Origin of the sequence: Pseudarthrobacter sp. S6, assembly GCF_050156575.1 — a bacterium.
In the GTDB taxonomy this organism is placed as follows: Bacteria; Actinomycetota; Actinomycetes; order Actinomycetales; family Micrococcaceae; genus Arthrobacter.
In genome coordinates this window covers 274,573-286,441 of sequence record NZ_CP189581.1, presented here as the reverse complement: position 1 = coordinate 286,441, position 11,869 = coordinate 274,573, and the positions used below count along the sequence as shown (strand labels likewise).

General features: G+C 67.2%; 13 protein-coding genes and 1 pseudogene. 3 read left to right on the top strand and 11 right to left on the bottom strand.

From position 1 onward, the window contains the following. Positions 1 to 142: 142 nt before the first annotated feature. The 3 genes from ACQCS0_RS01475 to arfB all read left to right on the top strand — a co-directional run bounded on the left by ACQCS0_RS01475 (position 143) and on the right by arfB (position 1,169). Positions 143 to 409, top strand: coding sequence for a type II toxin-antitoxin system Phd/YefM family antitoxin (locus tag ACQCS0_RS01475; RefSeq protein ID WP_354155956.1), 267 nt, complete (start codon positions 143 to 145; stop codon positions 407 to 409). Further along, positions 406 to 672: a type II toxin-antitoxin system RelE/ParE family toxin gene (locus tag ACQCS0_RS01470; protein WP_354155955.1), complete on the top strand. Its 267-nt coding sequence runs from the start codon at positions 406 to 408 to the stop codon at positions 670 to 672. The genes ACQCS0_RS01475 and ACQCS0_RS01470 overlap by 4 nt, the downstream gene beginning before the upstream one ends. A gap of 74 nt (positions 673 to 746) precedes the next feature. Then, entirely contained in the window at positions 747 to 1,169 is a 423-nt protein-coding gene (arfB, locus tag ACQCS0_RS01465; protein ID WP_354155954.1) for an alternative ribosome rescue aminoacyl-tRNA hydrolase ArfB, read from the top strand. Positions 1,170 to 1,222: 53 nt separating this feature from the next. On the opposite strand, the gene ACQCS0_RS01460 is transcribed toward arfB, so the two are convergent. From ACQCS0_RS01460 to ACQCS0_RS01410, 11 genes and pseudogenes are all read right to left on the bottom strand, one after another. Next, a complete protein-coding gene (locus ACQCS0_RS01460; RefSeq protein WP_354155953.1) occupies positions 1,223 to 2,284 on the bottom strand; it encodes a nickel transporter in 1,062 nt (353 codons plus the stop codon). Further along, positions 2,285 to 3,154: an urease accessory protein UreD gene (locus ACQCS0_RS01455; protein ID WP_354155952.1), complete on the bottom strand. Its 870-nt coding sequence runs from the start codon at positions 3,152 to 3,154 to the stop codon at positions 2,285 to 2,287. It lies immediately after the preceding gene. Continuing rightward, entirely contained in the window at positions 3,151 to 3,765 is a 615-nt protein-coding gene (ureG, locus tag ACQCS0_RS01450) for an urease accessory protein UreG (protein WP_354155951.1), read from the bottom strand. The genes ACQCS0_RS01455 and ureG overlap by 4 nt, the downstream gene beginning before the upstream one ends. Positions 3,766 to 3,807: 42 nt before the next feature. Further along, positions 3,808 to 4,518: an urease accessory protein UreF gene (locus tag ACQCS0_RS01445; protein WP_354155950.1), complete on the bottom strand. Its 711-nt coding sequence runs from the start codon at positions 4,516 to 4,518 to the stop codon at positions 3,808 to 3,810. Then, positions 4,499 to 4,984 carry an urease accessory protein UreE gene (ureE, locus tag ACQCS0_RS01440; protein WP_354155949.1) on the bottom strand — a complete coding sequence of 162 codons (486 nt, stop codon included), beginning with the start codon at positions 4,982 to 4,984 and terminating at the stop codon, positions 4,499 to 4,501. Before ureE ends, ACQCS0_RS01445 begins: the two co-directional genes overlap by 20 nt. Positions 4,985 to 5,008: 24 nt before the next feature. After that, positions 5,009 to 6,721 carry an urease subunit alpha gene (gene ureC / locus ACQCS0_RS01435; protein ID WP_354155948.1) on the bottom strand — a complete coding sequence of 571 codons (1,713 nt, stop codon included), beginning with the start codon at positions 6,719 to 6,721 and terminating at the stop codon, positions 5,009 to 5,011. Further along, entirely contained in the window at positions 6,718 to 7,065 is a 348-nt protein-coding gene (locus ACQCS0_RS01430; protein ID WP_354155947.1) for an urease subunit beta, read from the bottom strand. Before ACQCS0_RS01430 ends, ureC begins: the two co-directional genes overlap by 4 nt. Positions 7,066 to 7,081: 16 nt before the next feature. Continuing rightward, on the bottom strand, positions 7,082 to 7,384 hold the full coding sequence (locus ACQCS0_RS01425) for an urease subunit gamma (RefSeq protein ID WP_104060294.1): 303 nt from the start codon (positions 7,382 to 7,384) through the stop codon (positions 7,082 to 7,084). Between the two features lie 215 nt (positions 7,385 to 7,599). Continuing rightward, a pseudogene (locus ACQCS0_RS01420) lies at positions 7,600 to 9,351 on the bottom strand (acetyl/propionyl/methylcrotonyl-CoA carboxylase subunit alpha). A gap of 7 nt (positions 9,352 to 9,358) precedes the next feature. Further along, the gene (locus ACQCS0_RS01415; RefSeq protein ID WP_354155946.1) at positions 9,359 to 11,005 is read right to left on the bottom strand and encodes a 5-oxoprolinase/urea amidolyase family protein; all 1,647 of its coding nucleotides are present in this window, start codon (positions 11,003 to 11,005) and stop codon (positions 9,359 to 9,361) included. 46 nt (positions 11,006 to 11,051) lie between these two features. Beyond that, on the bottom strand, positions 11,052 to 11,816 hold the full coding sequence (locus ACQCS0_RS01410) for a 5-oxoprolinase subunit PxpA (RefSeq protein WP_354155945.1): 765 nt from the start codon (positions 11,814 to 11,816) through the stop codon (positions 11,052 to 11,054). Positions 11,817 to 11,869: the final 53 nt, after the last annotated feature.

Here is an 11,869-nt window from a genome sequence, read left to right as displayed (position 1 = left end):
TCATACCGGACCTAGCGAGGGCCCTGCCTGTCAGGGGTCTGGCAGTACCTCCCTCCGCTGCACCCGACGGGCGTGGCGGAGGGTCATTTTCGCCCTAGTAGCGCTTATGTACGTTTCGGCGGATTGGGACTAAAATACAGTCATGAGTGAGATGACTGTGACCGACGCACGCAGCCGGCTTTCGGAAGCGGTCGATACCGCGCGGGTGAATCATGAACCGGTGTACCTGCTACGCCGGGGACGCCGCGTGGCCGCTTTGATCGACGCCGAGGATCTCGCCCGCTTGATCGAGGCTGCCGAGGACCTGGAGGATCTCCGCGCGGCGAACTCTGCGCGGAACGAAATGGCCGAGACGGGCAACGGCCCCGTGCCTTGGGAGGAAGTCAAGGCGGAACTGGGCCTGGCGTGAGCTATGCCGTGCAGCTTGCTCCGGCCGCTGTCAGGCAGTTGCGCAAGCTTCCGCCCGACGCACGCCGACGCATCCAAGCCGCCATCGAACTGCTCGCCGCGACGCCGCGTCCCCCAGGAGCCAAGAAGCTCTCCGGAAACAGCGGCGACTGGCGTGTCCGTACCGGCGACTACCGGATCATCTACGAGATCCGGGACGCACAGCTGATCGTCTTGGTCGTCGCCATGGGCCACCGGCGCGACATCTACCAACACCAGGTTTAAGAGCGTGCGCCCAACTGCGTCGGGGCCGGGCCTGGACGGCGTGGATCACGCCCATAGTGTGCAACGCTGGTTGCATGGATCTGGAGGTGTCACCCGCGCTCACGATTCCCGCGTCGGAGCTGCGCTGGCGGTTCTCGCGCTCGTCCGGGCCAGGCGGTCAGCACGTCAACACGACGGACAGCCGCGCCGAACTCTCCTGGAACATCGCCGGCTCCGCCGCCCTTTCGGATGACCAACGGCAGATGCTGCTGAGACGTCTGGGACCACGCCTCGTTACCGGAATCATCACCGTGGCCTCCTCCGAACAGCGCTCCCAACTGCGCAACCGCGAGACCGCCCTGGCCAAGCTCACCGAGCTGGTGGCAGAAGGCCTGGCACCCGAAGGCCCCAAGCGCCGGGCGACCAGACCTACCCGGGGTTCGAACCGCCGTCGCCTCGCCGCCAAGGAACAGCGGTCGGCGACGAAACGGCAACGGCAACGGCCATCAGCCGAGTAGCGCGGCCCAACGGTCCCGCTGGCGGGACCAAGCCGTGATCCCGCCGTCGGGCCCTATCCCTGCGGGTTTGCGCCCGTTGTGGCTGAGGCGGATCCGCCGGGGCGGCGGACCCAGGTATACGCCGCCCAGATAAACAGCAACAGCGCCACGAGGACCAGCCCGGCGTGGCCCAGTTCGAGCTCGGCCAGGAACGTGGTCACCGGGTCGGTGAGTCCGAGCATCGCGTGCAGTACGCCGGCGATGGTGATGACCGAGATGAAGAGGGCAGAGGCTGCGGACACACCGGTGATGACCATGTTGAAGCCGATACGGCGCCGGGGGTCCACAACGGCGCTTCGGTACATCTTCATCATGGCGACGCCGTTCACCGTATCGCACAGCGTCATCGCCGCCATGAAGCCGAAGGGCAGGGCCATCAGCGCGACCGGCGAGATGCCAGCCAGGGCGGCCGTCGCCGTGAGGAGCAGGAACGCGATGGTCGAGGCCGTGTCGAAGCCGAGGCCGAAAAGGAACCCCAGGACAAAAATGTCGCGCGGGCGGTTAACCCGGGAGAGCGGCTTGTCGAGCAGGCGGGCCACCAGACCGGTCGGGGCCAATTCCTCGCGGGTGACGGTGGCACCGTCCTTGACCCGGCGGTACAACAGGGCGGTACGTCGGAACGCGTCGGCGTTGTAAACGCCGATGGTCAGCAGGAACAGGCCCGAGACGGATGCCCCGGTAATACTCAAAACCATGTTCGCGGACGATCCGTCACTAAGTGCGTCCTGAATGATGCCGGCACCGCTGACCACCAGTACCCCGGCAAGCACAACCACCATGCTGTGGCCCATGCTGAAGGCGAAGCCCACGCTGACGGGGCTGCGGCCCTGGGCCGCGAAGCGGCGGGTGGAGTTGTCAATCGCCGCAATGTGGTCCCAGTCGTAGCTGTGCTTCACACCGGCAAGGTAAGCGGTGATGAGTAGGCCGAGCACCACAGTGTTTTGGTTTGTCCGCAGGGAATCGGCCAGCAGCGCGAGCATCACCACGTGAAGGGCGGCGACAGCCGCGAACGTCACCGCCAAGCGGCGGGCCGTCGGGAGGGCTTCCCGCTCGTGGTGGTTCAAGACCGCTTTCATTTAGTACTTTCGAAGGTTAAGGCGGGGCTGGCCGTGCCAGCGGAAGCGCAGGAAGTCGATGCCGGCGCGGATGACTGCGTCCAGCGGCTCGGTGGCGCGGGCCAGGGCCCGGATGGCCAGGCCGCCGTCAAGCAGTGACATGCCCAGGTTGCACGCGCCGACCAATGGCAGCAGCTCCTCATGCAGCTCGTTCAGCAGCGCAGCGTCCACACGGGGATCCATGACCAGGAGGGAACCGACGTGGGTGTAGTCCTCGAGGAAAGCCATGCCGTCCAGCGGGGCGGCACCGGTCAGCGGGCGGATCAGCAGGTTGTCCAGCACCGCCAGGCGCCCGTTGACCGAGATCTCGTTCCGCAGACGGATCTCGTCATAACCGAACAGGGCGCCGTCCGGCGACCAGCCCGGGGTGACGATCTCGGCCATCACCAGCGAGGCGCTGCCATCCATCTCAACCACAGTGGCCTGCCGGTAGGTTGCGCCGCGGTAGGCGATCAGCGGGTCCGGCACAGATTCCAGGCTCGCGTTGGGGCCGAGCCGGATGTGTGTGCGCTGCTCGGCCCGATTCCCGGGCGTGCGGTAGACCTTCGTCGCTGACTGCGTGGTCAGCAGGAGCCGGGCCCCTGCTTCCACGGCGATGTCGATTTCATACTCGTCGCCACCGACGTACCCGCCCCCGGGATTGACCGCCACGTAGCAGACCTGGCCGGTGTCATCGAGGTAGTGTGGGCGGAGAATACGCAGCGCCCCCTGGTGGTACTGGCTGGTGGCGATGCAGCGCTCGCCCCGCACACCCACGGTGAGCGCGAGCGTACCGGCGAGTTCGACGGCGGCGCGGCGCACCGGGAGTTCGGCCGCAGGCGCAACCGTCACTGGCGGAGATCAAGCATGAGCACGTCGCGCCTGATCCAGTTGATGACGTGCTCCAGGCCTTCGTCGGTTTTGAGGTTGGTGAAGCAGTACGGCTTGTCGCCGCGGAACTCGAGCGTGTCAGCCTCCATCACGGAGAGGTCAGCCCCCACATACGGGGCCAGGTCCTTTTTGTTGATGATGAAGAAGTCGGACTTGATCATGCCCTGGCCGGCCTTGCGCGGAATTTTCTCGCCCTGCGCCACATCGATGATGTAGATCGAGAAGTCCACGAGCTCCGGGCTGAACGTGGCAGAGAGGTTGTCTCCCCCGCTTTCTATGAAGACGACTTCGAGGCCGGGGTGGCGCAGCCGCAACTCCCCCACAGCGGCCGAATTCATCGACGTGTCCTCGCGGATGGCCGTGTGCGGGCAGCCGCCGGTTTCGATTCCGATGATGCGGTCCAGGGGCAGGATCCCGTTGGCCGCGAGGATCTTGGCGTCCTCGATGGTGTAGATGTCGTTGGTGATCGCGGCCATCGAAATCTCGGCGCTGAGGTGGCGGGTCAGGCGTTCCACAAGCTGGGTCTTGCCTGCGCCGACAGGTCCGCCCACGCCGATTTTGATGAGTTTCATGGTGCTCCTTGCTACCTATTGGGTGCGGCGAACCGCGGACTGCTAAGACATAAACATGCGGACGCGCTGGCGTTCGTGGCGCATCTGGGCGATTTCGAGGCCGGGGGCCGTGATTCCGAAGTCGTCGGCATCGAGTGCCTGGATCCGGCGGACTGCGTCCATGATCTTCGGATGCGTTCCCAGCAGGACACGCTGCCCGGCATCCTGCCCGATGGGGATGGCGCGGATGGCATTTTGGGTCAGGGACGTGACCGCCGTGAAGAGGTAGCTTGCCAGCAATTCCTCCAGCGGGACGCCCAGCTGCCGGCCGGCAACACCGAACGCGACAGCTGGATGCCCGGCACAACGCCCCGATCCGACGTCGGCCGCGTAGTCCGCGAGCTGTGTACCCGGCGCCACGGTTCCGGCGATGGCCAGCATCCGTGCGCCCATCTTGGTCCCTGCTTCGCGGACCTCCCGGGGCAGTGCCGCCGCGGCGATCATCCGGTCGACCCTGGCAATCTCGTCCACGGTGGACGCCTCGAACGCCAGGCGCAGGGCGAATCCGTCACTGTAGGTCAGTTGGATGCTCACAAACTGGCTCAGCCAGCTGGCGAAGCTCGCTTCGCCGTCGATGAGCCCGCGTTCCAGGAACGTCTCCATCCCGAAGGAATGGCTGAACCCGCCGGTGGGGAGCGCGGAGTCAGAGAGCTGCAACAGCGGCAGCAGGTACGGCGGCGGTTCGTTCACGCGCTCAGTGGGTGTGTTCGGCATGGCGGAACGGCACGGGCACCACACGTTCCTGGCGCGAGTACGGCACGCCAACGTGGATCAGGTAGTCCTCGATCGTGTGGTCGTACTGCACCACCATCACCTCGGCGGCATATTCACTGTCGGCGTCGAAGAACTGCGCCTGCATGTGGCGGTTGCCGAGGTTGTGCGCCACGACCCCCATTTCACGGATGCTGCGTGCGGCAATAACAAGAACGTCCGTTGCCAGGGCAGTCACCACGATGACCGTTTTGCGGTCGCGGAACAGGATGTCGCCGTCGCGGAGATCCTGCACCGGGCCCGCGGCATCGCTGAGCCGGATGCCCAGCTCACGCCCGTGGTCCGTGGTCACGCGCTGGATTTTTTTGACGAGTTCCGCGCTCGGCAGCAGGACCTGCTCCTCGTGGAGGCCGGCCAGCTCGCCGTCGGGGAGATCGTGCCGGTTGGCGATGATGTGGTCGATGATCATATATGCCCCCTTAGGGATATGTGTCTAAAAGAGGAAGTAGCGCTGCGCCATGGGCAGTACCGTCGAGGGCTCCGCCGTGATCGGCTCGCCGTCGACAGTCACCGAGTAGGTTTCCGGGTCGACCCCGATATCCGGTGTCGCGCCGTTGTGTTTCATGTCTGCCTTGGTGAGGGCTCGGATCCCGCTCACTGGCCGGATCACGCGGCGCAGGCCCAGCTGTTCAGGGACTCCGGCAGCAATGGCGGCCTGGGAAAGGAACGTGATCGAAGAGGTGTGTACCGCGGTGCCGAGTGCCCCGAAGTTGCCGCGCAGTGTGCGTGGCTGCGGGGTGGGGATCGAGGCGTTGGGATCCCCCATAACGCTCATGACCGCTTGCCCGCCTTTGAGCACGAGTTCGGGCTTGACGCCGAAGAACATCGGGTCCCAGAGCACGAGGTCGGCGAATTTGCCCTCCTCGATGCTGCCGACCGAGTCCGCGATGCCGTGGGCGATCGCCGGGTTGATCGTGTATTTGGCCACGTAGCGCTTGAGCCGGAAGTTGTCTCCCACCTCGGGATCGCCGTCGAGCTTTCCGCGTTGGCGCTTCATGGCGTCCGCCACCTGCCAGGTCCGCAGGACCACCTCGCCCACCCGGCCCATGGCCTGGGAATCGGAACTGGTGATGGAGAAGATGCCCATGTCGTGCAGCACATCCTCCGCGGCGATGGTCTCCTTGCGGATCCGCGAATCGGCGAAGGCCACATCCTCGGGGATGTCCGGGCTCAGGTGGTGGCAGACCATCAGCATGTCGAGGTGTTCGTCGATGGTGTTGACCGTGTACGGCAGGGTGGGATTGGTCGACGCCGGCAGGACGTTGGGCAGCGCCGCGATCTTGATGATGTCCGGGGCATGCCCGCCGCCGGCGCCTTCGGTGTGGAACGTGTGGATGACGCGGCCATCGATGGCCCGGATGGTGTCTTCGACGAAGCCGCACTCGTTGAGGGTGTCGGAGTGGATGGCCACCTGCACGTCATACTCATCGGCAACCCGCAGCGACATGTCGATCGAGGACGTGGTGGAGCCCCAGTCCTCGTGCACCTTCAGCCCGATGGCGCCGGCCCGGATCTGCTCCGCGAGCGGCTCGATTGCGCTGGCGTGGCCTTTGCCGAGCAGGCCGATATTGATCGGCAGGTTCTCCACGGCCTGAAGCATGCGCGAAATGTGCCAGGCGCCCGGCGTCACGGTGGTGGCCTTGGTCCCTTCACTCGGGCCGGTGCCACCGCCGATCAGCGTGGTGATCCCCGACGCCAGGGCCACCGGGACCTGATCCGGACTCACGAAGTGCACGTGTGTGTCAATGCCGCCGGCGGTGAGGATCTTGCCTTCGCCCGCGATGATATCCGTGGCGACGCCGATGGTGATGCTCACGCCCTGGGAAATCTGGGGGTTGCCGGCCTTGCCGATCCTGAAGATGTGCCCGTCGCGCAGGGCCACATCGGCCTTGTAGATGCCGGAGTAATCAAGCACGATCACGTTGGTGATCACGGTGTCCGGGATGTCTTCGTCCCGGACCAGCTGGCCGTTCTGGCCCATACCGTCGCGGATGACCTTGCCGCCGCCGAACACGACTTCCTCACCGTAGTTGGTGTGGTCGTGTTCAATCTCGAGGAACAGATCTGTGTCGGCCAGGCGGACGGCGTCGCCCGTGGTGGGGCCGTAGAGGTCCGAGTACTGTTTGCGGCTCAGCTCGAAACTCATTTGGTGTCATCCTGAAGGGAGATCAGGCCGCGGCTCGGCTCGAGCGGGCCGTTGATCCGGTTCCGGAATCCGTAGACTGCACGATCGCCCGAGAACGCGAGCAGGTTGACAGTCTTTTCATCCCCGGGTTCGAACCGCACCGCCGTACCCGCGGGGATGTCCAGCCGGAAACCGTGCGCCGCATCCCGGTCGAACTCGAGGGCGTCGTTCACCTCGAAGAAATGATAGTGGGACCCCACCTGGATGGGGCGGTCACCGCGATTGATCACGGGGAGGGAGCGGGGAATGAGGCCCGCATTGCACGTGATGGGCTCCGGGCGGAGGATGTATTCGCCGGGTTTCATGGGGGTTCTCCTTCGCCTAGCGGATGGGGTTGTGGACGGTGACGAGCTTGGTGCCGTCCGGGAACGTCGCTTCGACCTGGACGTCATGGATCATGTCGGCGACACCTTCCATGACATCGTCCCTGGTCAGGATGGTGGTGCCGTAGCTCATGAGGTCCGCGACCCGGCGTCCGTCACGGGCGCCCTCGACCAGCTCATACGTAAGAATCGCGATGGATTCCGGATGGTTGAGCTTGAGTCCGCGCTTTTGCCGCCGTCGTGCGAGGTCGGCAGCAACCACGATCATCAGTTTTTCGCTTTCGCGTGGCGTCAGATGCATTAAAGGCTCCCAATCATTCGCGATAAATCGCGAGCTCCCACTCGTTATCTACAACCGGTCAAAAGGCGACCGGGAGGCCCGTGGATGACTGAAGACTATCAGAGTCCCGCAGCGAAACACCCCGGGCGACCGCTGTCGAATCGACGCCACCCATTGTGACCAGGGCAGCGCATTCCTCCTGCCGGGCCTTCCTGCTGAAGCCAGGCCCGAACGGCTCAGCCGATCATCGCCAGCACAGCCCCGGCGCTCACAACGGCGCCGGCGTCTGCGCGGATCCCGGTCAGCGTACCGGCGCGGTGCGCGGTCACCTGGGTCTCCATCTTCATCGCCTCAAGAACCACGACGGCGTCGCCCGCCGACACCTCGGCGCCCGGCTCGACGAGCCACTTCACCACAGTCCCGGCCATGTCCGCGCGCAGCTCGCCGGAATCCGCCTCTCCGGCGGCAGCACCATCCAGACCAGCACCATCAAGGTAGACCCCGGCCGGGACGCCCGCACCGGAGCGCGCCCAGCCATCCAGCAGGTCAGCGGGAAGGCCGACGGCGAGGCGCCGGCCGTCGATATCGACGGTAATCGTGCGTCGCTCACCGTCCGGAACGGACGTGCCGAACTCCGGATCCGCCGCGATGGAATCCACGAAGTCAGTCTCGATCCAGCGCGTGTGGATGCCCAGCGCGGTTTCGGACGTGAAGTCCGGCGCCCGAACAACGGCCCGGTGGAACGGCAGGACGGTGGCCACGCCGGTGATCTCCATTTCCGCGAGGGCGCGGCGGGCCCGCCGCAGTGCCTGCTGGCGGTCGGCTCCGGTGACGATCAGCTTGGCCAGCAGGGAATCGAACTGCGGCGCCACGACGGAGCCGGAGCGGACCCCGGAGTCCAGCCGGATGCCGGGACCTGTCGGGCCGCTGAAGGTGGCAATGGTGCCGGGCGACGGAAGGAAGCCCCGGCCCACGTCCTCGGCGTTGAGCCGGAATTCAAACGAGTGGCCGGACGGCGTGGGATCGGCGGTAAAGCGCAGCCGCTCACCTGCGGCAATCCGGAACTGCTCCTGGACCAGGTCCACGCCGGTGGTCTCCTCGGTGATGGGGTGCTCCACCTGCAGGCGCGTGTTCACCTCGAGGAACGCGACGGTACCGTCGGCGGCCACCAGGAACTCCACCGTCCCGGCCCCCGAATAAGAGGCTTCGCGGCACACTGCCTTGGCGGCGTCGTTGGGTCTGCTCTTCGGTCAGAAAGGGTGCGGGGCCTCCTCCACGAGTTTCTGGTGCCGGCGCTGCAGCGAGCAGTCGCGGGTGCCCACCACCACCACGTTGCCGTGCTGGTCCGCCAGGACCTGGGCCTCCACATGGCGGGGCCGGTCCAGGTAGCGCTCCACAAAGCACTCGCCGCGGCCGAAGGCCACCACCGCTTCACGGACCGCGGAATCGAAGGACTCCTCGATCTGGTCCATCTCGCGGACCACTTTCAGCCCGCGTCGGCCGCCGCCGAAGGCCGCCTTGATGGCAATCGGCAGGCCGTGCTCCTCGGCGAACCTGCGGACCTCCGCGGCCGAATCCACCGGGCCGTCACTGCCGGCCACCAACGGGGCACCGGCGCGGACGGCGATCTCGCGCGCCGTGATCTTGTTGCCCAGCTGGAGGATGGACGCCGGGGCGGGTCCGATCCAGGTCAGGCCGGCGTCCAGGACTGCTTGCGCAAAGCCGGCGTTCTCGGACAGGAAGCCGTAGCCCGGGTGGAGGGCATCGGCGCCGGATTCGGCCGCGGCGGCGAGGAGCTTGGGGATGTTCAGGTAGGTGTCCGCGGGCGAGTTGCCGCCCAGGGCGTAGGCCTCGTCCGCGTCGGAGACGTGCAGGGCGTCGGCGTCGATGTCCGCGTAGACGGCGACGGAGGCCAGCTGCGCGTCGTTGCAGGCCCGGGCGATCCGGACGGCGATTTCACCGCGGTTGGCGATCAGGACCTTGCGCATCAGTTACTCACTTCTTCTTCGGGGTGGTGTGTTCGGTGGTGCTGGCGTCCGCCCAGCGGAAGCGGATCGTACCGCCGATCGGGACCTGGGCTGCGAGGTCCAGCTGGGAGTCGACCACCACGGCGATCACCGGATAGCCGCCGGTGATCGGGTGGTCCGCCAGGAAGAGCACGGGGAGCCCTTCAGGCGGGACCTGCAGGGCGCCGGCGACGGTGCCCTCGCTGGCAAGTTCGCCTTGGCGGGTGCGCTGCAGCGGGGTTCCCTGCAGGCGCATGCCGACGCGGTTGGACTGCGGTTTCACTTCCCAGTCCTGGCCGCAGCAGGACGCCAGCGCTGCGGCGTCGAACCAGTCGGCGCGCGGGCCGGGAACGACGTCGAGCACGGTGACGCCGGCGCCCGGGAAGTCGGGCTGCAGTTCCGGGTGCCCGACGACGCCGGATTCGGTCTCCCCGCCGGCGGCGAAGAGCTGGCCGGCAGCCAGCGGTGCCGGGCCAATCCCGGACATGGTGTCGGTGGAGCGGCTGCCGAGCACCGGGGCGGTGTCCACGCCGCCGCGGACGGCGAGGTAGCTGCGGAAACCGCTCTGCGGCGCGCCAATGGTCAGCGTTTCGCCGTCGAGCAGGGCGAAGGGGGTGGCGATCGGGACGGTGCGCCAGGCCGGCTCGAGGTCATCCCCGGACGGCGACGCGATGGTCAGGTCCGAGGGGGCACCGGCGACGGCGAGGACCTGGTCCCCGACTGCCTGCACCGCGAGGCCTCCCGCAACGGTTTCGATGGCGGCGGCCGACGGCGCGTTTCCGACGAGGCGGTTGGCCCGGCGCAGCGACGCCCGGTCCAGCGCGCCGGCGGCGGAGACGCCCAGGCCGGAGTGGCCGTACCGGCCGAGATCCTGGATCAGGCTCTGCAGGCCCGGCGAAACGACCCGCAGGCCAGACGTCATGTCGGAAGCAGCAACCTCGGCGGGGCGTCCCGGGGCCAGCGACACGGCGTCCCGGACCTCTCGGAACTGGACGCGGTGGCCGGGGGCGGCCAGGGCGGGCTGCTCCCGGTCCAGGTCCCACATGGCGGCGCCGGTGCGGCCGATCAGCTGCCAGCCGCCGGGCGAGCGTCGCGGGTACACGGCGGAGTAGTTGCCCGCCAGCGCCACCGATCCGGCGGGGACGGCGGTGCGCGGCGAGCTGCGCCGCGGCACCTCGAGGGCCTGGTTCTCCCCCACCATGTAGCCGAAGCCGGGGGCGAAGCCGGCGAAGGCAACGGTCCAGATCTGCCCGGTGTGGGCTGCGATAACGCCCTCGGTTCCGAGGCCGGTGAGCTCCCCCACCTCGGCGAGGTCCTCGCCGTCGTACACGGTGTCGATGACCACCAGCCCGCCGTCCCGCTGCACAGGCGCGATGAGGTCGAACCGGATAAGCCGCGCGGCGATCCGCCGGGCCGAGACCGGCGAGTCCGCCGTGACCAGCACCGTCTCGGCCGCGGCGAGGACGTCCAGCTGGCCCGGCAGCGGGTTCTCCAGAAGCAGCGCCTGCAGTGCCAGCACGTCCTGGGTTCCGGTGAGCTCGGCGAGCACCGCGCGGGTTCCCACCGCCCGCACAGAACGGACTTTTTGTACTGCCGCTTTTTGTACTGCCAGGGTTTCCCCCGCTGTCTCAATCATCAGCTACCTTCATCGTTGCCGGTGCTTTGGTCTGGATCCGCGTCGCTTAGGCGTGGGCGAATGCGGCCGTGCCGATGCCGGCGGCGGTCAGGGCCTCGCGGACTGCGGCGGCCATCGTGACGGCTCCCGGGGAGTCGCCGTGCACGCAGATGCTCTCTGCGCGGATCTTCAGGATGGAGCCGTCAATGGTGCGGACGGCGGAATCGGAGGCCATCCGGAGGACATGCTCCGTGACCTCCGCGTGGTCGTGCAGGACCGCCCCGGGCAGCGTGCGGGACACGAGGGTGCCGTCCGGGTTATAGGCCCGGTCCGCGAAGCCCTCGGTTACGGCGCGGAGCCCGGCGGCCTCGGCCAGGCGGAGCACTTCCGAGCCTGGCAGGCCCAGGATGGGCAGGTTAGGGTCGACGGATTTTACGGCGTCGACGACGGCTTTCGCCTGCGCGGTGTGCGCCACGATCGCGTTGTACAGGCCGCCGTGCGGCTTGACGTAGGTCACCTTGCCGCCTTCTGCGGCGGCCAGGGCCTGCAGCGCGCCGATCTGGTAGACGACGTCGTCCGCGAGTTCGAGCGGGTCGATGTCCAGGAAGCGGCGGCCGAAACCTGCGAGGTCGCGGTAGCCTACGTGGGCGCCGATCACGACGCCGGCGGCCACCGCCTCGCGGCAGGTCTTCCGGATCACGCTGGGGTCGCCGGCATGGAATCCGCAGGCCACGTTCGCGCTGGAAACCGAGCGGAACATCGCCGTGTCGTCTCCCAGGCTCCAGCGTCCGTAGGATTCGCCGACGTCGCTGTTCAGGTCGATGGTTGCCATTTGTGATCCTCGTCTCATGAAGTTCCTCTATCTAGGATGCACCAAATCCTGGA

Coding starts and splice junctions, on each gene's coding strand:
- ACQCS0_RS01410 (WP_354155945.1), bottom strand. CDS start 11,816: ATGGCAACCATCGACCTGAACAGCGACGTCGGCGAATCCTACGGACGC.
- ureG (WP_354155951.1), bottom strand. CDS start 3,765: ATGAAACTCATCAAAATCGGCGTGGGCGGACCTGTCGGCGCAGGCAAG.
- ureC (WP_354155948.1), bottom strand. CDS start 6,721: ATGAGTTTCGAGCTGAGCCGCAAACAGTACTCGGACCTCTACGGCCCC.
- ACQCS0_RS01475 (WP_354155956.1), top strand. CDS start 143: ATGAGTGAGATGACTGTGACCGACGCACGCAGCCGGCTTTCGGAAGCG.
- ACQCS0_RS01415 (WP_354155946.1), bottom strand. CDS start 11,005: ATGATTGAGACAGCGGGGGAAACCCTGGCAGTACAAAAAGCGGCAGTA.
- ACQCS0_RS01430 (WP_354155947.1), bottom strand. CDS start 7,065: ATGAAACCCGGCGAATACATCCTCCGCCCGGAGCCCATCACGTGCAAT.
- ACQCS0_RS01460 (WP_354155953.1), bottom strand. CDS start 2,284: ATGAAAGCGGTCTTGAACCACCACGAGCGGGAAGCCCTCCCGACGGCC.
- ureE (WP_354155949.1), bottom strand. CDS start 4,984: ATGATCATCGACCACATCATCGCCAACCGGCACGATCTCCCCGACGGC.
- arfB (WP_354155954.1), top strand. CDS start 747: ATGGATCTGGAGGTGTCACCCGCGCTCACGATTCCCGCGTCGGAGCTG.
- ACQCS0_RS01425 (WP_104060294.1), bottom strand. CDS start 7,384: ATGCATCTGACGCCACGCGAAAGCGAAAAACTGATGATCGTGGTTGCT.
- ACQCS0_RS01445 (WP_354155950.1), bottom strand. CDS start 4,518: ATGCCGAACACACCCACTGAGCGCGTGAACGAACCGCCGCCGTACCTG.